This is a genomic window from Candidatus Microbacterium colombiense (assembly GCA_029203165.1).
GTDB classification, from domain to species: Bacteria; Actinomycetota; Actinomycetes; order Actinomycetales; family Microbacteriaceae; genus Microbacterium; species Microbacterium colombiense.
The window spans coordinates 2,486,763-2,504,401 of record CP119308.1; the positions used below are offsets into that span (position 1 = coordinate 2,486,763).

The 17,639-nt window shown below is 66.2% G+C and carries 18 protein-coding genes and 1 tRNA gene; 7 read left to right on the plus strand and 12 right to left on the minus strand.

Features of this window, described 5'->3' with window-relative positions; genetic code table 11:
- Nucleotides 1–8: 8 nt before the first annotated feature.
- The 5 genes from P0Y60_12050 to P0Y60_12070 are packed head-to-tail and all read right to left on the minus strand — an operon-like array spanning nucleotide 9 to nucleotide 3,653.
- Nucleotides 9–671: an NAD(P)H-binding protein gene (locus P0Y60_12050; GenBank protein ID WEK60068.1), complete on the minus strand. Its 663-nt coding sequence runs from the start codon at nucleotides 669–671 to the stop codon at nucleotides 9–11.
- A 29-nt stretch (nucleotides 672–700) separates the two neighbouring features.
- Nucleotides 701–1,228 (minus strand): hypothetical protein, encoded by a 528-nt coding sequence (locus P0Y60_12055; protein ID WEK60069.1) that lies wholly within the window; start codon nucleotides 1,226–1,228, stop codon nucleotides 701–703.
- Nucleotides 1,225–2,016, minus strand: a complete 792-nt coding sequence (locus P0Y60_12060) for a hypothetical protein (GenBank protein ID WEK60070.1) — start codon at nucleotides 2,014–2,016, stop codon at nucleotides 1,225–1,227. Before P0Y60_12060 ends, P0Y60_12055 begins: the two co-directional genes overlap by 4 nt.
- A gap of 49 nt (nucleotides 2,017–2,065) precedes the next feature.
- The gene (locus tag P0Y60_12065; GenBank protein WEK60071.1) at nucleotides 2,066–3,154 is read right to left on the minus strand and encodes an NAD(P)/FAD-dependent oxidoreductase; all 1,089 of its coding nucleotides are present in this window, start codon (nucleotides 3,152–3,154) and stop codon (nucleotides 2,066–2,068) included.
- A gap of 58 nt (nucleotides 3,155–3,212) precedes the next feature.
- Nucleotides 3,213–3,653, minus strand: coding sequence for a GNAT family N-acetyltransferase (locus P0Y60_12070; protein ID WEK60072.1), 441 nt, complete (start codon nucleotides 3,651–3,653; stop codon nucleotides 3,213–3,215).
- A gap of 108 nt (nucleotides 3,654–3,761) precedes the next feature.
- Here P0Y60_12070 and P0Y60_12075 point away from each other — a divergent pair.
- The 3 genes from P0Y60_12075 (at nucleotide 3,762) to P0Y60_12085 (ending at nucleotide 4,774) form a co-directional block, all read left to right on the plus strand.
- A tRNA-Ala gene (locus P0Y60_12075) sits at nucleotides 3,762–3,834 on the plus strand.
- A gap of 173 nt (nucleotides 3,835–4,007) precedes the next feature.
- The gene (locus P0Y60_12080) at nucleotides 4,008–4,256 is read left to right on the plus strand and encodes a helix-turn-helix domain-containing protein (protein ID WEK60073.1); all 249 of its coding nucleotides are present in this window, start codon (nucleotides 4,008–4,010) and stop codon (nucleotides 4,254–4,256) included.
- Nucleotides 4,257–4,288: 32 nt separating this feature from the next.
- On the plus strand, nucleotides 4,289–4,774 hold the full coding sequence (locus tag P0Y60_12085) for a hypothetical protein (GenBank protein WEK60074.1): 486 nt from the start codon (nucleotides 4,289–4,291) through the stop codon (nucleotides 4,772–4,774).
- Between the two features lie 6 nt (nucleotides 4,775–4,780).
- On the opposite strand, the gene P0Y60_12090 is transcribed toward P0Y60_12085, so the two are convergent.
- The 4 genes from P0Y60_12090 to P0Y60_12105 form a co-directional block, all read right to left on the minus strand.
- Nucleotides 4,781–5,986, minus strand: a complete 1,206-nt coding sequence (locus tag P0Y60_12090) for a Fic family protein (protein WEK60075.1) — start codon at nucleotides 5,984–5,986, stop codon at nucleotides 4,781–4,783.
- A gap of 802 nt (nucleotides 5,987–6,788) precedes the next feature.
- Nucleotides 6,789–6,998 (minus strand): hypothetical protein, encoded by a 210-nt coding sequence (locus P0Y60_12095; GenBank protein WEK60076.1) that lies wholly within the window; start codon nucleotides 6,996–6,998, stop codon nucleotides 6,789–6,791.
- An 8-nt stretch (nucleotides 6,999–7,006) separates the two neighbouring features.
- Complete coding sequence (locus tag P0Y60_12100; GenBank protein ID WEK60077.1) at nucleotides 7,007–7,885, minus strand: DUF2599 domain-containing protein; 879 nt, start codon at nucleotides 7,883–7,885, stop codon at nucleotides 7,007–7,009.
- Nucleotides 7,886–8,857: 972 nt separating this feature from the next.
- Nucleotides 8,858–9,526 (minus strand): HAD family phosphatase, encoded by a 669-nt coding sequence (locus tag P0Y60_12105; protein WEK60078.1) that lies wholly within the window; start codon nucleotides 9,524–9,526, stop codon nucleotides 8,858–8,860.
- 253 nt (nucleotides 9,527–9,779) lie between these two features.
- Here P0Y60_12105 and P0Y60_12110 point away from each other — a divergent pair, with 253 nt between their 5' ends.
- The 4 genes from P0Y60_12110 to P0Y60_12125 all read left to right on the plus strand — a co-directional run bounded on the left by P0Y60_12110 (nucleotide 9,780) and on the right by P0Y60_12125 (nucleotide 14,422).
- A complete protein-coding gene (locus P0Y60_12110; GenBank protein WEK60079.1) occupies nucleotides 9,780–10,514 on the plus strand; it encodes a GntR family transcriptional regulator in 735 nt (244 codons plus the stop codon).
- A 198-nt stretch (nucleotides 10,515–10,712) separates the two neighbouring features.
- Nucleotides 10,713–12,839 carry an endonuclease/exonuclease/phosphatase family protein gene (locus tag P0Y60_12115; GenBank protein WEK60080.1) on the plus strand — a complete coding sequence of 709 codons (2,127 nt, stop codon included), beginning with the start codon at nucleotides 10,713–10,715 and terminating at the stop codon, nucleotides 12,837–12,839.
- Nucleotides 12,840–13,002: 163 nt separating this feature from the next.
- Nucleotides 13,003–14,133, plus strand: a complete 1,131-nt coding sequence (locus P0Y60_12120) for an AI-2E family transporter (GenBank protein WEK60081.1) — start codon at nucleotides 13,003–13,005, stop codon at nucleotides 14,131–14,133.
- Between the two features lie 94 nt (nucleotides 14,134–14,227).
- Nucleotides 14,228–14,422 (plus strand): hypothetical protein, encoded by a 195-nt coding sequence (locus tag P0Y60_12125; GenBank protein WEK60082.1) that lies wholly within the window; start codon nucleotides 14,228–14,230, stop codon nucleotides 14,420–14,422.
- 79 nt (nucleotides 14,423–14,501) lie between these two features.
- Here the strand turns inward: P0Y60_12125 and P0Y60_12130 are convergent, their stop codons facing one another.
- Genes P0Y60_12130 through P0Y60_12140 form a run of 3 tightly spaced genes read right to left on the minus strand, consistent with a single transcriptional unit; the run spans nucleotide 14,502 to nucleotide 17,634 of the window.
- Nucleotides 14,502–15,581, minus strand: coding sequence for an Lrp/AsnC family transcriptional regulator (locus P0Y60_12130; GenBank protein WEK60083.1), 1,080 nt, complete (start codon nucleotides 15,579–15,581; stop codon nucleotides 14,502–14,504).
- Nucleotides 15,527–16,426: an alpha/beta hydrolase gene (locus tag P0Y60_12135; GenBank protein WEK60084.1), complete on the minus strand. Its 900-nt coding sequence runs from the start codon at nucleotides 16,424–16,426 to the stop codon at nucleotides 15,527–15,529. The genes P0Y60_12130 and P0Y60_12135 overlap by 55 nt, the downstream gene beginning before the upstream one ends.
- 29 nt (nucleotides 16,427–16,455) lie before the next feature.
- Nucleotides 16,456–17,634, minus strand: a complete 1,179-nt coding sequence (locus P0Y60_12140; GenBank protein WEK60085.1) for a Xaa-Pro peptidase family protein — start codon at nucleotides 17,632–17,634, stop codon at nucleotides 16,456–16,458.
- Nucleotides 17,635–17,639: the final 5 nt, after the last annotated feature.

Consider the following 17,639-nt stretch of genomic DNA (forward strand, 5'->3'; position numbering starts at 1 on the left):
GCGAGCCGTCAGCAAGCGAGTGCGTCCGCGATGGGAACCGCCGACTCCGCGGTGCCGTTGCCGTTGCCGAAGCGCAGGGTGCGCCCGATCGTGCACGGCTCCTGCAATGCCGCGGCGACCACGGCGGCGACGTCGGCGCGAGCGACGGCCCCACGACCGTCCGGATCGATCTGGATGCGTCCGCTCGCGTCATCGAACGTCAGCGTGCCCGGGGCGAGGATCGTTCCCTCGAGGTCCGTGCCCCTGAGGTGCTCGTCCGCGGCCCACTTGGCATCGGCATACGCGAAGAACGAGTCCTCGGGAGGCACGCCGTGGTCGGCGGTCGAACCGAGCCACGACACCATCACGTAGCGCCGCACACCGGCCCGGTCGGTCGCGTCCATCGACCGGATGGCGGCGTCGCGGTCGACCGCGTAGGTTCGTTCGGGCGCTCCGCCGCCCGCGCCTGCCGACCAGACGACCGCATCGTGCCCGCGGATCGCGTCGGCGATCGCGTCGACATCCATCTGCTCGACGTCGGCGACGAGCGCGTGCGCACCGCCCGCTTCGACGTCGTCGATATGCGCGGGGTTCCGGATGACAGCCGTCACCTCGTCGCCGCGCGCGACGAGAAGCGGCGCGAGCAGCAGGGCGATGCGGCCGTGGCCGCCGAAGACGATGATGCGGGACATGTTTCCTCCTCTGTCTGCCCGGCTGGATCTCAGCGGGGCGTCTGCGAGCTGTCGATCACGAAGGCCTGCGGATGCGCAGGAAGGTAGCGTACGACGACCGGCTCCCCCGAGGGGAAGTACGTGTCGCGGTCGGGGTACACCGCCGGCGTGAAGAAATTGCTCTCGAGCGTGTACTCCACGCCGTCGGCCGTCGTGAAAGTCACCCAGTCGCCGTCCAACGTTGCGGTGGTCGGGCGTCCGTTGTCGTGGATGTACGCGCGCGTCACCGGAACGCCCGTCAGGCTCAGGATCCCGATCACCAGCGAGCCGAGCATCACGAACCCCAGCACGCGGAAAACGATGCGCAGGATGCGACCGCCCAGATCACCACGTGCACGCTGATCGGGGCGCAGGAGTCCCTCACGGTCACGGATCTGCCGCAGCTCTCCGCCGGCCGCCGCACCGCGGACCGACATGGCGAACAGTCCGAGGATCGAGAACCCGGCGATGAACACCATCGCGTACCCGTGCGACGCGGGGAAGTTGAGCAACCAGAAGAACGTGTCGAGAGGATTCATCGCGCCGCCTCCTTCTCGATCGTGATCGCCACGGTCTGAGGGTCCTCGCGTCGGTAGAACGCGTAGATGGGCGACCCCACCTGGAGACGGGAGATGGCCTGCGGGTACACGAACACCGTCGTGTCGGCCTCCCAGGTCGCTGCTCCCTCCGGAGCCATCAGCACACGCAGCGCGAGTTCGCTCTGCCCTTCGCGACGCTGGCCTGTCGGCCGCACCTCGAGCACGGACGCCGGCACTTGGATGCCCGTGGTCCGGGCCTTGACCAGCCGCGGGTCGATGAGGCCGCGCTCGATGCGCCAGGCCATGAGCGCCTCGGCGACGACGGGATCGTTCAGGTCGGCCACCTCCACCGTGTCCTGATCCGTGAGGCTGTAGCGGACGGGCAGCGGCAACCCGACCTGGAGAGCGCTGAGGTCGGTCGGTTCGACGAGCATGCGCAGCTGCGCGATGAAGTCCTGCTCGGTACGCGGCGTCACGCGGATGAACAGGTCGTACTGAGGAACGTCGTTGACCGTGAGCCCTGTGCGGGACACCTCGACGATGCGCCCGACGCCGATGTGCGATTCCCCGCGCACCGTCTTGTGCCGCCCGAGGCCCGACAGCAGGCCGCCGAAGGTCAGGAGGAGGCCCCAGGCGACGCCGATCAGGATGGGACCGCCCAGTGTGTCCTCGCCGGAGAACGGGAGGATGGACTGCCGCTGGTCGACCCCGAAAAGCCCCTCGCCGACCCAGATGACGAGCCAGGCCGAGAGCGCCAGCCAGATGATCGTGAACACGATGCGGAGCATCCACTCAGCGTAGCGAGGCGCACCGACGAACGCGTCCCGGCGGGTCGGATCAGACGCGATCCGTCACGACGGCAGCTGCGGCGATCGTCGATGTCGCGAGCGCACGGTGCACGCCCTTGGCTGCCGATCGTCCGGCGCGGTTGGCGCCGATCGTGCTCGCGGACGGGCCGTATCCGACGAGCTGGATCCGCGGGTCCGCGACCGCTGTCGTCCCCCGCCCGTTCCTGTCGAGCTGGATGCCTCCTGCGGCGCTGCGCAGATGCAGAGGAGCGAGGTGACCGATGGCCGGGCGGAATCCGGTGGCCCACAGGATCGCATCGACGTGCTCGAAGGTGCCGTCCGCCCAGCGCACACCATCCGGCTCGATGCGTGCGAACATCGGGCGACGGGCTTCGTAGACGCCGAGCCGCTCCGCCTCACGCTCCTGCGGGCGCAGCATCAGGCCCGTCACGCTCACGACGCTCTGTGGCGGGAGCCCCTGGGCGACGCGCTGTTCGACCAAGGCGACGGCAGCAGCGCCCGCCTCCGGGCTGAAGTCGTCGTGGCGCCAGACGGGCTCGCGCCGTGTGGCCCAGACGACGTCGGTGACCGGTGCCAGTGCGCCCAGGAATTGCACGGCCGACGCTCCGCCGCCCACGACCAGCACGCGCTTGCCGATGAAGTGCTCCGGGCCGGGGTAGTCGACGGTGTGCATCTGCTCGCCGATGAAGGTCTCCATGCCCGGATAGTGCGGGAGGAACGGGTGGGTCCAGGTGCCGGTCGCGTTGACGAGGGTGCGGGTGCGCCACTCCCCCTCTGACGAGCGAACGACGAGAACGCCCTCCTCATCGTCGACGCGCTCGACCGCCACCGGGCGCACCACAGGCAGTCGGTTCGCGTTCTCGTACGCGGCGAAGTACGCCGGCACGGCGCGATTCGCCCGCTCACCGTCGCGCGGCGGCGGCGTGTCTCCCGGCAGTTCGGCGACGCCGTGGACGTCTCGCATGGTGAGGGCGTCCCACCGGTGCTGCCAGGCGCCCCCGGGCCGGCTGTCGGCGTCGAGGACGACATGCGAGATGCCGAGCCGTTGCAGATGGAACGACGAGGAGAGGCCGGCTTGCCCTGCGCCGATCACGACGCTGTCGAGGATGCTGCTCACCTAGGGGTCAACACCTGCGGCGCGACCGTTGTTCCGCGGACCCTCACCGGCGATGTGTTCAGAGTTCGATCTCGTAGTGCGTGAACCCGGTGTGCGACGCCACCTGGTCGTAGAGGTGCCGAGCAGTCGTGTTCGTCTCCTGCGTGAGCCAGTACACCTTGTCGCATCCGGCACCTTCGGCCCACTGGCGCACGTGGGCGATCAGCGCGCTTCCCGTGCCGCCTCCGCGGCTCTCCGGGTCGACGAAGAGGTCTTCGAGATAGCAGTACGCGGTCGCACTCCACGTGGAGGCATGCGTCAGCCAGTGCACGAATCCGATCGCGCGACCGTCGGCGTCGCGGGCGATGGCGCCGTGGATGCCGTCACCGACCGTGATGCGGCGGAACGTCTCATCCGTCACCTCGGGTGCGAGCTCCGACTCGTAGAAGCGCAGATAGGCGTCCCAGAGGTCCGCCCATTCGCTGTGATCCTCGGGGCGGATGGCGCTGATGCTCGTCATGCGCCCAGCCTAGGGGCGGCACGCCCGGGCGACACCTGCCGATTGGTGCTCGCCCGGACTCGTGTAGTACTCTTTTCAAGTTGCCACGAGGTACTCGAGGCAGTGTAAGGGCCTGTGGCGCAGTTGGTAGCGCACCTGCATGGCATGCAGGGGGTCAGGGGTTCGAATCCCCTCAGGTCCACGAAAACCCCTGGTCAACCAGGGGTTTTTGTGATTTCAGAGGCTTCGATTTTAGCGACTCACAACTTACTCACGACTTACGACACGTTGCGACCACGCCCAGCGGCAAGCAACGAGGAGTATCCAGAGTGATTGTGATCCGCAGTCCGGTGTCCCGCCGCGCATGTGGAGACCATGAGCGCACACAATGACACCCCTGCCGGCCGCATCGCAGGCAGGAATCTCGATGATCTCCCGGACCTCCTCACCATCAAGGAGCTGTCCGAGTGGGCGCAGATTCCGGTGAGCACCCTGTACCAGTGGAACTTGAAAGAGATCGGTCCAAGGCCGATGAAGTTCGGGAAGCACCTGCGGTACTCGCGCGAGGTGCTCCGGCTCTGGATGGAAAGCCTTGACAGGCACGACTGGTCATCCGTTGCGTAGAAGTCGCAGGTATCACCATGGGAAGACCAAAGATGGCTCCAGGGTCCTGGGGCGAGATCGCAATCAAAGCCGACAAGGGTTCCTACGTCGGTCGCGTGAGCTATCGAACGATCGACGGCACGCGGCGTGAAGCAACGGCCCGCGCCAGCACGAAGATTGGCGTGGACCGCAAGCTCAAGCTCAGGCTCCCCGACCTCATCGCTGTCGTAGCGACTCCTCCCGCAGCGCCTTGCCCGGTCTCGTTTGAGATGGTCGTCACCGAATGGCTGATCTTCGAAGAACTGAAGCTTCCTGACCACCTGAAGGCCCGCGGAACCCACGCAGAGCACCTACGTATGCTCCGCCGGCACCTCCTCCCCGCGTTCGGCGAGGCGCTCGTTTCGGACATAACGCCCGCGATGATCTTCGCCTTCTACACGCGCCTCGCGGCAACGCACGCTCCGCTCGCCCGAAACGTGAAGGGGCTACTGAAGCAGATCCTTTCGCCTTCACCGATGCCGCTGCCTGCGTCCGGTTAGTCCGATTCAATGAGAATCATCAGCAGTGAGTGCCTGCAGCACCCGCCCCGAGAAGAACCGACGGCCGCGGCCATTGTCCGGCAACTGTCGTAGGACTCCCAGATCAACAAGCTGCGCGACCAACCGATTCACACGCTGATATGACAGATCCAAGATCGAAGCGGCGCGACTGACAGTGAACGTCGGATTCGCAACGGCGAGATCAACCAGAGCATGAGCGGAATCAGCGCGCAGGTTGGATGCTCGAATCTGATCTTTCAGTTCGGCTTGAACCTCGACGAGCGCCTTCATCTGACGGTGCGTCTGGTCAGCGGCCGCCTGGAGACCTCGCGCGAAGAACGTCACAAAACTGTCCCAGTCACCATCAGTGCTCACGGCCAGTAGCCGGTCATAATACTCCGAGCGGCGCGCCTCGAACCATGGCGAAACGGTAAGGGTCGGTTCGGAGAGTACGCCGTCATGAAGCAGCTGAAGCACGATCAGGAACCTGCCGAGACGCCCATTGCCGTCACGGAAAGGGTGCAAGGTCTCGAACTGATAGTGAGCCATGGCTGCGACCACGACGGGATCGATTACGCCACGATGATCCGCCCGCATCCAATCGGCCAAGTCCCGAAGATTCGCTTCGAGAGCCATTCCCGGAGGCGACGGAATAAACCGCGCGGCATGCACGGGGAAACCACCGATTTCGGCATTCTCGCGCCGTCCGATGACAACCTGCGTGTCGCGTATGCACCCCGACTCGGCTTCAAGGTCAGTCTTCCTCATCAAGATTCCCTGCAACGAGCTCAAAAACGACAGTGATATCGGACGCCCCTCGAGCACCTCCCTGAAGCCGAGGTTGGCCATCTGGACGTAGTTCAGAACCTCTACGAGCTCTGGAGTGCGCGGGCTATCTTCATCTGCGGTCAGCACCGCCTCGAGAGGCGCATACGTACCCTCAAGCGCCGAGGTGCTCTGCGCTTCGCGCTGAAGCGTGGGATACCGGAGCAACTGAGGGTTTGGCAACTGTCTTGCGGTACTGTCCAGCGCAGCCAGAGAAGCACGCGCATCCGCCACCGCAAGGTACGCCCGTCCGGTGAGAACAGGTGCTGCGGCAGGCAACGGTGCCGGTACGAACGCACGATGCTCCCACGGCCCCAAGAACGCGTCAGCACCGTTGATCGTGACGAGTGAACCCATCTCCCTGTTGACGAACACATTGACATCCATGTTTAAACACTACAGGGCTTTCACTTCAATGACGACACAGGCCATTCAACTTAACGGGCAGAAAGTGAATCAAACGCGAGGATACTCTCCTCGCGACAGGTCCGCGTCCCGATCGCGCCCCAACGGTACAACGAGCCGAGGTCGACTGGACGCCTCAGGGTCCTCTCGATCCACTGCCACCAACTTTTGCTGGCACTGCAGGCTCGGGTTGCACCAGCCGTCGACATAAGAACGACGCACGCTCCCCTGCTAGATGATCGCACCCGTGGGATCGAGGGCGATGCTGTGCGTGTTGGGAGCACCGCCCCCTTTCAAGTGCGCGGCGATCGCAGCCGCCATCCCCGCTGACGCTCGAAGCGCACTGCCATAGGCATCTTGCCATCCGCGGAGGGCGTATTGCGGTCAGCGAGTTCCACACCCACGCTGCGACCCTCGCGAATGCGCGACGAGGTTGCCCGCCAGGCTAGCCCGACCATGCCGCCGTCGAGCTGTGGCTGCACGCACCCCGCTGACCTCGAGTCCACTGCTCAGGCGCGCTTGCGAGTCGTAGCGCGCAACCAGGTGCAGCGCTCGGATTCGTGCGACATCTGCAAACGCTCGCCGCCGCAGACACAGCGCCCCCGCGAGGACAGCTCGACGGGCCACGGCTTGCTGTCAACGACACCCGCCCCCCAACTCCCTCTTGCGAGCACAAGACTTGGACAGCAGCCAGTCACCCACCGCTCGAACAACCTGACAAAGGGATGCCCGACGGATGAAGATGACCTCGGTCATGCCGCTAGCTGCTGAACTTGGGTTCGGATCACTCTCTACGGAAGAGAGTGCTGCCGAATCCGAGGAGCATGAGGCATGCGCCGAGAAGGCCTGTGAGAGCAGCGGGGGCCAGGTTCCCGGTGGAGTGCGTCGCATCGGAGATGTACCCCTCAGCGATTGCCATGACGATGGCAAGGACAACCACGATGCCACCGACGAAGCCGATACCCACCATCACCCTTCGAGTACGCTGTTTCACGATCGCTCCTAAGGGTTGCATCCAGCCGCCAAGACGTTGCTGTAGCTTACGTCAGGACGCCAGGAATCAAGATTCCACGGCGACTTAAATGGGGCAAGATCGACGTGGCACCGCAGCTGGTTGTAGAACTTATTGCCTTCGTACCCCGCAGCCACCCAGAGCTTATACTCAGCCCACCAGTTGGAGAACGGCGTGATAGCCCAGCCAGAGCGTGGCGTGACGGCGACCGTTGTGCCGGAGCTGCTAAAGATGGTTCGCACGCCCGTGATGAGGTTTCCTCGGACAGCGGGATCGGCAACGATCGGGTAGGTGTAGCCGGGATCGTGCTCCACGACCTGAACTAGGGTCTCTCCCTGCTGCTCGTACCGTGTGGGCACGTCGCGGCCGGTTGCGTCCTTCGCCCAGGCCGGGTCGACCATGGCTGTCGGCTGACCATCGGTGTCAAGGACGGCGAAGAATCCGTCGCCTGCGTCGAATAGCTGTCCGCCGTCGGAGGCTGTGATCGGAAACTCGAAGCGCGTCGGCGCGGATGAACCTTCAATCACGATGTTGATCTGGACGACTCCGTCTTCTCGAACCAGGGGGACCGTGGCAGATCCGTCCGTGTTGTCGAAGTGCACGAGTCCGTCTTCGTCAGCGACCCCCGGTTCTGTATCTGATGGGTTAGGTAGGCCGATCGTCACGACCTCGCCGCCTTGATCCAGGGCTATTCCGGAGGATGCGTCCACCGGGATCGTAATAACGGTCGCCCGCTCCGGAATAACGGCGACATACTCCTCGGCTCCTGCACTCTCTTCCAATGCGAAAACCTTCGCGTTCCCGGCGCCCGGGGTAGCCGACTCAATCATCTCGAGGGTACTGGGATCGTCGAAGGCGTCAGCTGCCACGGCAGGAGACGCGGCGCCCACACATAAGGCCATAATGACGCTTGAGGTGACGGTAATCCGTGCAAGGGGGTTCGGTTTCATAACGCACTCTCATCTCAATCAGCTGGGCACTCAACTCGGCCCCAGCCCGATGAGATTGGCATGCAGCTACCCAGTCGTCTGTAGGCCATATGGAGGACAACCGTCGGTCGCCCTCGATATCGTCACAAACCGGCCCGGACCGCATTCCAGTATTCCGATATCCGTTGCGCGGACGCTCGCGCTGCAAGCACGCCAACCGGCGGGCCTCCGGTCACCAACGGCTTCGAACGGCTTGCTGCTCACGCGATCGTGTTCCTGCTGGTGGGCAGTGGGGATTGAGTATCTGAGCTGTCAGGGGAGGTCGGCCTCTCGACCTATGGGGATTGGTGCTGCTGACCCATGGCGGCCACGCGACGAGGTTCAGACACTATCGATACCACTCACGCCGAGAATCGACCCCAGGTCCCGTGAGTCTGCGCGATACTAGGTGGCAAACATCGTAGACATCGAACTCGGACGACGTTCGACGTTGTCCGAGTGCGAAAAGTAGCTGGCGTTGTGGACAGGATTGGCCGCTCCGTCGCATCGCGTCAGACAGGAAGTCGATGTCCACTCGCGGATCCGACAATTCGATTGCACCCTGGATCCTGTCTTAGTGGAACGCGACGATGCCACTACGCAGATGAGGCGAACAGCGATCGCCTAACGAAATCGCGCAGCAGCCTGGCGATCAGCCGAGCGCTCACGATTTACTCACAAGTTACGACGCGAAACAACCATAGAAACTGGAAACGGCCTTCGTCGCCGCCCCAGGAATTCCGCTAGAGTCCGGTGAGATTCAACAATGAGGAGAAAGAACCAGACTGCACGCAACGCATGCAGGGGGTCAGGGGTTCGAATCCCCTCAGGTCCACAACGAAACCCGCGAGAGATCGCGGGTTTTCTTGTTTTTCAGACGGCAGCGCCGGCAAGGTGTCGCAATGCCGGAACGTCGAGCTCGCTGAGAGATCCGACCTGATGAACACCGGGCGGTAGGCCCGGACCGAGCCTACCCACGACGACGGTGACACATCCCGCCGATACGGCGGACCATGCGCCGACCAGGGAGTCCTCCAGCGCGACGCACCGAGCGGTGGGGAGACCAAGGGCCGCCGCCGCGTCGAGGTACGGATCCGGTGCCGGTTTCGTGCGCACCGTATCGTCTGCCGTCACTCTGACGCGGAATGCCGACAGGTCCACACTCCGCGCGAACGTGTCGACCCAGTGTCGCGGCGACGACGTGACGAGTGCGAGCGGCACCCTCGCCTCCCCCAGCGCGCGCAGCAGGTCGGGTGCGCCCGGTCTCCACGTCACGGCATCCGAATATGCGGCGAGGGCGCGACGGTCGAGCTCCTGCGCCACAGCAGACGCTGCCGCGGCGAGATCGAGCCGTTCGAGCAGACGGGCGGCCGCGCGGTCGAGGTCGAGCCCTTCGCAGGCCGCGGCGATGCCAGACGCGTCGGCACCGCCGTGATCCAGGACGAAGCGCTCCACAACCTGCAGCCAGGTGCTCTCGGTATCGAGGAGAGTCCCGTCCATATCGCTGAGGACGCCCCAGGTGCGCATGGCGTCGTGAGTCATGGTCGTCCTCCAGTCGCGGCGATCCGAGGGGACCACCCCACAATGACCGCGGGACGAGGAGGACGGCGCACGGACCGCCGGTGACCGCCGCGTGAACAGGAGAGGGACGGATGGGGAAACCCCGCGGACAGGTGCGTGCAGATGTGCAGGATGCCGCAGATCCCGCGCGTTCGCGCCCGGAGTCGCGGATACGCTGACGGCGGACCGATCGCGGCATCACCCGCCTGGGAGCCGTGGAGAAGAGAAAGCCGCCATGCACCGATACCGGGAGATCGCCCGCGACCTCACGATCCAGATCGCCGACGGCGCCTTCGACGCCACCGGCATGCTCCCCGCCGAGGCGCAGCTCGCCGTGACCTACGCGGTGTCTCGTGGGACCGTCCGCAACGCCCTTCTGCTCATGGCGCGGCAGGGAGCGATCGCCCCTCGACGCGGATCCGGCTGGCTGGTGCGCACGACCGTGCAGAGCCAGCGCTTCTCGGAGATGCGCTCGTTCGCGCAGTGGGCATGGAGCCGCGGCCTGGAACCGGGAGGACGCGTCATCTCGCAGCAGCGGCGCGCGGCGAGCGCGACCGAGGTGCGCCTGTTCCGGGGCGGTCAGGGCATCGGTGAGGTGCTCGAAGTCGTCCGGCTGCGGATGCTGAACGGGCGCGTCGTGATGCTCGAACGCACCGCCTATCCGTCGTGGATCGCGCCGCTCGTCGAAGGCCTCTCGCCCGAGGAGCCGTCGGTCGTGGGAGCACTCGAGGCACGCGGCGCGCGCATGGTGCACGGCGAGCACTCGATCGACGCGATCGCCGCCCCGAGCGAAGATGCCCGTCTGCTCGACGTCCGGCGATCGAGCCCGCTGCTGCGCGTGAACCGTGTCAGCTATGCCGCGGACGGCCGGGCGATCGAGACGGGCGACGACCGCTACCTGCCCGACGTCATGTCGTTCCAGGTACAGGCATCGCTCGACGGGATGTCGCTGACGCGGCAGACGAGCTGATCTCGAGGCGTACTGAACAACTGTGCGTCGTGGGCGCTGATTATCGCCCCGATTCGGCTCGTAGCCCCCATCCGGACGGATCGCGTTCACCGGCATGTCACATTCGCGCGATTCTGTCGCGTCGAGGGAGGACATCCACTCCCTCATCCGGCTCCCCAGAGGGGTGCCGATCGCCTCGCTGGAAGGAACATCGCAGACATGTCTTCGTCCCCCACCTTCGGGTCGCGCCGGCGTCGGCGAGCACCGCTCATCGCGGCGCTCGCCGCCGCGGGAACGCTGCTCGCCGCTCCGCTGATGCCCGCCGCCCCCGCGGCAGCAGCCGCGGCATCCCAGGTCACTCTCATCGACGCCGATGTTCCTCTCGGCGGTACCGTTGCGGTCGACTTCGCCACGGATCGTCCGAGCACCAAGAACTGGGTCGCGATCTACCCGGAGTCCAAGCCCGAGCCCTGCGACGCCTGCGGCATGGCCTGGGCATACGCCCCGGGTGCGAGCGGCTCGGTGCAGTTGCCGACCAATGACCGGGCGGGCAACCCGCTTCCGGCCGGGAACTACCGCGTCGAGTACCTGTACAACGACGGCTACACGCGCGTCAGCGAGCCGGCGGCGTTCACGATCGCGGGAGGCCCCGTGATCGACGATCCGTATGAAGGACCGGATGTCGACCCGACGAAGCCGATCGACCTCTCCGTCGTGCAGCTCAACCTCTGGGGCAAGACGACGGATGCGCGGATGCTCGATGAGATCGGGGCCGATCTGATCTTCGTCGAAGAGGCGCAGAGCGGGGCGGCAGCCATCGCCCGCGACCTCGGCTTCGACTATCACTCCACCGGCAGCAGCGCCGGGGTCATCTCGCGCTACCCCATCGTCGATGCCGGAGTCGTCACGGTGGCCGGCACGCAGGGCGGCTGGATGAAGGCCATCGTGCAGGTGGGAGACACCCAGATCGCCGCATACGGCGGCCACCTGGAGTACCGCTACTACGCCACCTACCTGCCGCGCGGCTACGCGGGCGACGTGCTGGCCCCCGGGTTCCCGGCCGAATGGCGGGGATGGAACAAGTTGAACGCTCCGGTGACCGACACCGCGCAGATCCTCGCGGCCAACCAGGCTTCGGGGCGGCCCGCCTCCGCGACGGCCCTCACCGCCGACATGGCGACGGAACGCGCAGCGGGACGCCTCACGATGATGGGCGCCGACATGAACGAGCCGTCCGTGCTGGACTGGACCGACAGCACCGCGAACCTCTATGACCACAACGGCGTCGTGGCTGCGTGGCAGACCACCAGCATCCTCCGCGACGGCGGACTGGTCGATGCCTATCGCGCGTCCTACCCCGACCCGGTGACCCACCCCGGATTCACCTGGCCGGCCGACACCCCGAACGTGAGTCCCTCGCAGCTCGCCTGGGCACCGGATGCCGACGAGCGGGACCGCATCGACTACATCTTCTTCACACCCGACGAGCGCCTGAGCCTCACGAGCACACGCATCGTGGGCCCGGTGGGCGACATCGTGCGCGGTGCCCGTGCACTCCCCGTTTCCGACGAGGAGATCTTCACCCCGCAGACCCTGTGGACGAGCGATCACAAGGGCCTGCAGGCCGAGTTCGTCGTGTGCGGCGAAGCCTGCCAGGCGTCGGCGGAGCCGGGCGAGCTCGTGGTCGGCACTCCGTCGATCACCGGTGAGGCAGAGGTCGGCGCGACGGTCACCGCGGTGGCCGGCGGATGGACCGCGGGCACCACGTTCTCCTTCCAGTGGCTCGCCGACGGTCAGCCGATCGAGGGCGCGACGTCTGCGACCTTCACGATTCCGGCTGATCTTGCCGGAAGCCGCCTGGCCGTGCGAGTCAGCGGCTCACTCGATGGATATGCGCCCGGCGAGGCGACCAGCGCCGAGGTCACGGTCTCGGATACAGAGCCGATCGCCGATGACCCGACGGTGATGCTCGGCGCGCAGTCGGTCGTCGCAGGCGGCGACCTCAAGGTCAGCGGCAAGGGATTCGTCTCCGGCTCCGAGCTGCGTCTGGAGCTGCACTCCGCCCCGGTGTCGCTGGGCACCGTCACCGCGTCGGCTGAGGGCGAGTTCTCCACCGTCGTCAGCATCCCGACGTCCACGTCGGCAGGTGCGCACTCGCTCGTCGTGATCCTCCCGGACGGAACGCAGCTGCGCGTTGCCGTCACCGTGACCGCGGCTCAGGGCGCCGGTGACGATGCGCTCGCGCAGACGGGTGGCGAACTCCTCCTGCCGGTGGTGTGGATCGCGCTCGCGCTGATGGCCCTGGGCGGGCTCCTGGTCGTGCGCCGCCGCCTCCGTCAGCGATAGCAGACACCGCTCGCCGCGAAGGCGGTCGCCCTGATGATGATCGGGGCGGCCGCCTTCCTGCGACGGGATTCGCACCGGACGGTGGGCCTCGGTGCTCGTCGATGCGCGGTTGCTAGGTTGGACGTCACGGCCCGAACGTGCCGATGATGGGGGAAAACACGCCATGGGACTCTTCCGACGCCCGGAGACGATCGCCGCCGGAACCGAGGCGCCAACCAGCCGCGGGTTGTGGTCTCGCGGGTTCGGTTTCGTCGCGACGCGCAGCCTTCAGACCCTCATCGTGCTCGCGCTCGTCGCCGTCGCGGTGTTCGTCATCACGCAGTTGTCGCTGGTGTTCATCCCGGTGACCATCGCGTTGATCCTCGCGAGCGCCATCCATCCGCTCGTCGCCTTGATGCGCCGACGCGGCATGCCGTCGATCCTCGCCACCTGGATCGCGCTGATCGGCATCCTCGCGATCCTCGGCGGTGTCGTGTGGATCATCGTGCTCACGGTCCGCTCACAGTGGGACGATCTGGTCGACTCCGCCACCGACGGCATCACGCAGGTGACCGCGTGGCTCGACACGTTGCCGTTCGACTTCGGCGCGATCGACCTCGACGATGTGTGGGCGAGTGCCGGCGACTTCCTCACCAGCGCCTCCTTCGGACAGGGCGCGCTCGCCGGAGTCTCGGCGACGGCGAGCTTCTTCACCGGCCTCGCGCTGATGATCGTCGTGCTGTTCTTCTTCCTCAAGGACGGGCCACGCATCTGGGAGTTCCTGCTGCGTCCCTTCACCGGCGAGAGCTACGCGCGCGCGCGTCGCGTCGGCGACAAGACCGTCGATGTGTTCGGCGGCTACATCCGCGGCACGTCGATCGTCGCTGCTGCCGATGCTCTGGGGATCGGGATCGGCCTGGCGATCCTGCAGATCCCCCTGGCGATCCCTCTCGCCGTCATCGTCTTCCTCACCGCGTTCATCCCGCTGGTCGGAGCGACCGCGGCCGGCATCCTCGCCGCGCTGGTGGCGCTCGTGACCCACGGTCCGGTCGCCGCCCTCATCGTCGTCGGCATCGTGGTGCTCGTCAACCAGCTCGAGGGCAACTTCCTGCAGCCCGTGGTGATGGCACGATCGCTCAAGCTGCATGCACTCGTCATCCTGCTCGCTCTGACCGCCGGCACGATCCTCGGTGGCATCGTCGGCGCGGTGCTCTCCGTGCCGCTCGCCGCCGTGGCCTGGGGCATCATCACGGTGTGGGACGGTCCCGACACCCCTGCGCGCGCATTCCGGAAGAAGCGTCCGGAGACCGTCTGACCGCCGCTAGCGCGATCCGACGGCACCGTCAACCACCTCGTCGCCCCGCAACCGGGGTCGTAGCGTGACCGGCATCCGACGAAAGGATCCGATCATGTCCAACCCCATTCCTCCGATCATCCCGTTCCCGGACGAGGGCGACGGCGACACCGACGGCGTCCCCACGCGAGAGGTCGACGGCGACACGGTGATCGATCCGGATGCCGACGAGTCCCAGGTATCGAGTGTCGAGGCCGATCGCATCGCGAGCACAGAGGAAGACCCCTATGCCGACGATGACGACGACTGACTCCTGAGCGTCGACCCCGGTGCCGACGCGGGGGGTGTCACCCGAGGAAGCCCCGTGACAGGGCTTTCAGAACGCGCAGTCAGCTGACGGCGGCCTCAGCGGACGCCACCTGGGCGCGCCACCACGGGGTCTCGATGAAGCCTCGCTTCATGAACACGAGTTCCATCGCCGCGTTCCACCCGCGCACTCCCTTGAGGTGGGCGATCGTGCCGGTGAGGAAGTCGTGCAACGTCTCGGTCGACGGCAGGATGATCTCGCAGTAGAGCGAGTTCTCCTCCAGCACGGTGGCAAGGAACCGCACGGACACGTGCTGCGCGAGTGTCTGTGCGACCGACGAGAGGTGCGAGGGCTCCACCCGCAGCATCAGCAGCGTCTCGGCGCTCATGCCCAACGCCGATGCCGGCACCATCGTCACGGTCGTCAGACAGCCCGCACTGCGCATGCGTTCGTATCGACGGCGGACGCTGCTCTCGTTCATGTCGAGCTTTGCGGCGATCGAGAGGAACGACGCCCGTCCGTTGATGCTCAGCTCCTCGACGATCGCGTGGTCGGCGTCATCGAAGTGCGTGGGGTCGCATGTGTTGGGCGCCGGCATGTACGACTGGGGATCGGTCGTCGCCTCGGCATGGGAGTCGTACAGTTGGCGCCCCCAGTCGAAACTCACCTTGTAGGTGTGCACGACGAGATCGCTGCGCCAGCGCTCCACCCCGGGGATGCTCTGCAGATCGGTGAGCACGTGCGCGTAGTTGGCGGAGTCGCCCGGGATCACGACCTCGGCGAACACGTCGAACTTCCCGGTGACGAGAGTCACGAATCGTACGAAGGGCGATCCGATCAGCGCCTGGGCGACATCGAGCTGCGCGCCGGGGGTGCAGTTGATGCGCACGAAGAACGTCTCGACGTGGCCTTCGCTGCCGAGCGTGGGGACGATACCGACCCGGACGACACCCTCGGCGAGCAGCTGCTGTCCACGTCGGGTGACGGTCGAGACGGATGCTCCGGCGAACTCGGCGATCGACGTCCAGCTCGCACGGCCGTCCTGCTGCAGCGCGACGACGATACGACGGTCGAGGTCGGTGACGTCACGGGAGATGTGCACGGCACTCACGGTGCCGGCGGGCTCACCCGATGCAGGAACGCCCGCACTGTCTTTGTCCACGCCTCTGCCTCCTCGATCTGCGGTGAATGTCCCGACTTCTCGAACACCACCATCTCGGAGTCCGGAATGAGATCGGCGATCACCTGGCTACACGATACTGGCGTGATCCAGTCCGTCCGTCCCACCGTGATGAGTGTCGGCACTCCGATCTCGTGCAGGCGGGGCGTGAGGTCGTAGTTCGGAAGGTTCACCGAGAAGGCGTAGTTGTGCGCGCGGTAGCGGTACGGGGTCGCCGCCACCTTGCGCTCCACGGCATCCGGATCGTAGGTGAAGTCGTACAGCGGGAGGATCTCACGCCAGCAGTCCTTGAGGTCTTCATCGTCACGCACCTGGCCCACGTCGATGCGGTCGAACTTCTCCATGTCGATCGTCACTCGATCGGAGGCGAGGGCGTTCTCCCGTGCGAGATGGGCGTTGGAGTTGTCGGCCGAGGTATCGCGCAGCACGATCGCCGAGACGCGATCGGGGTAGCGCAGTGCGTACTCCATCGACATGAACCCGCCGTACGAGCCGCCGGCCATGATGATCTTCTCGGCGCCGATCCACTCGCGCAGCCCGTCGATGTCGGCGGCCCACTGCTCGTGGCTGTAGACGCCTTCCCCCTCGCTCTGTCCGCTCCCGCGTGCGTCGAACACGACAACGCGGTACTCATCGGCCAGGCGTCCGAAGCTCGCCCGGGGTTCGGCTCGTGAACCCAGACCGGGCGCGCCGTGGTGGGTGATGATGACCGGCGCCCCTTCGGGACCGAGCACCTCGACCGCCAGGTGGTTGCCGTTGATCTCGACCCACTGGTGCTCGGTCGTGGCGGCGGCGAACTCCGGTGACACCGGGGATGTGGATGACATGTCGTCCTCTTTCTCGAAAGTCGGGGCGCTCACAGCGCGATGGTGCAGTCGTCGAGACCGCGCGGGAAGGTCGTCAGCGGCTCGGCGCCCTGCTCCGTGACGAGCATGCTGTCACTGATCCGATATCCCGCATGGCCGGGCACATAGATGCCCGGCTCATTGGAGACCACCATGCCCGCCTCGAGTTGCGTGGCGTCGCCGTCTTCGAGCCACGGGGCCTCGTGCATCCCGAGCCCGATGCCATGCCCCTGGCGATGACGGATGAACGCGCCGAGCCCTGCCCCACGGATCACGTCGAGGCAGAGTCGATTCGCCTCGCGGCCCTCGATGCCCGCCCGGATCGTCTCGCGACCGACCTGCTGCGCGGCGTGGATCGTGTCATGGTAGCGACGTTGATCCGCCGTGGGCTCGCCGAGCACGAACGTGCGCTCACCTTCGATGAAGCGCCCGCCCACGGCGCAGCCCAGCGAGAGCATGAAGGTGTCGCCGGCCTTCAGGCGGTTCACCGACGGCAGACCGTGCGGGAAGGCCGAGTTGGCGCCGGAGTAGACGAGACCGCCGGCGAGAAGAGAGGCGACGACGACGTTGCGATGCTCGGCGTACATCAGGGTCGTTCCGGCTGAGGTCACATGACGCTCCAGCTCGGTCTCCGTGGGAAGTTCTCCCCCGGCGGCCACCGCCTCGGTCACGAGCTGCACGCCGGCGTCGAGCATCCGGTCGGTCACTCGCGCCGCTTCGCGGTGCAGCACGATCTCCTCGGCGAACTTCACGTATCGCGCGCGGGTCAGGAGGTCGGAGCCGACGAACTCGGTCGCCTCGAAGGCTGACCTCACGAGACCTGTACGCCGATACGACATCGTCGACGCGAATCCGACGCGACGGCCTCCGCTGACCGCGCCGGCCAGTACCGCGAAGGGCTCCACGACGCCCGGATACTCGAAGAACGCGACGATCTCCGCCCGCGCGGACTGCGACTCGGCGTACTCGCGCTCGAGCTCGGGAAGCAGCATCACCACCCTGCCGCCGGCCTCCAGCCAGACCGCGACCGGGCGTTCGGAGGGATGGTGGAAGAACCCGGTGAGGTAGGCGATGTCCTCGGGGTGATCGGTCAGGAAGGCGTCGAAGCCCTCCCGCGCCATCAGCTCGCGCACCCGCGCCTGCACGCGGTCGAAGAACTCGGGCGCCAGCCTCTGATCGAACTCGGTCATCGCTG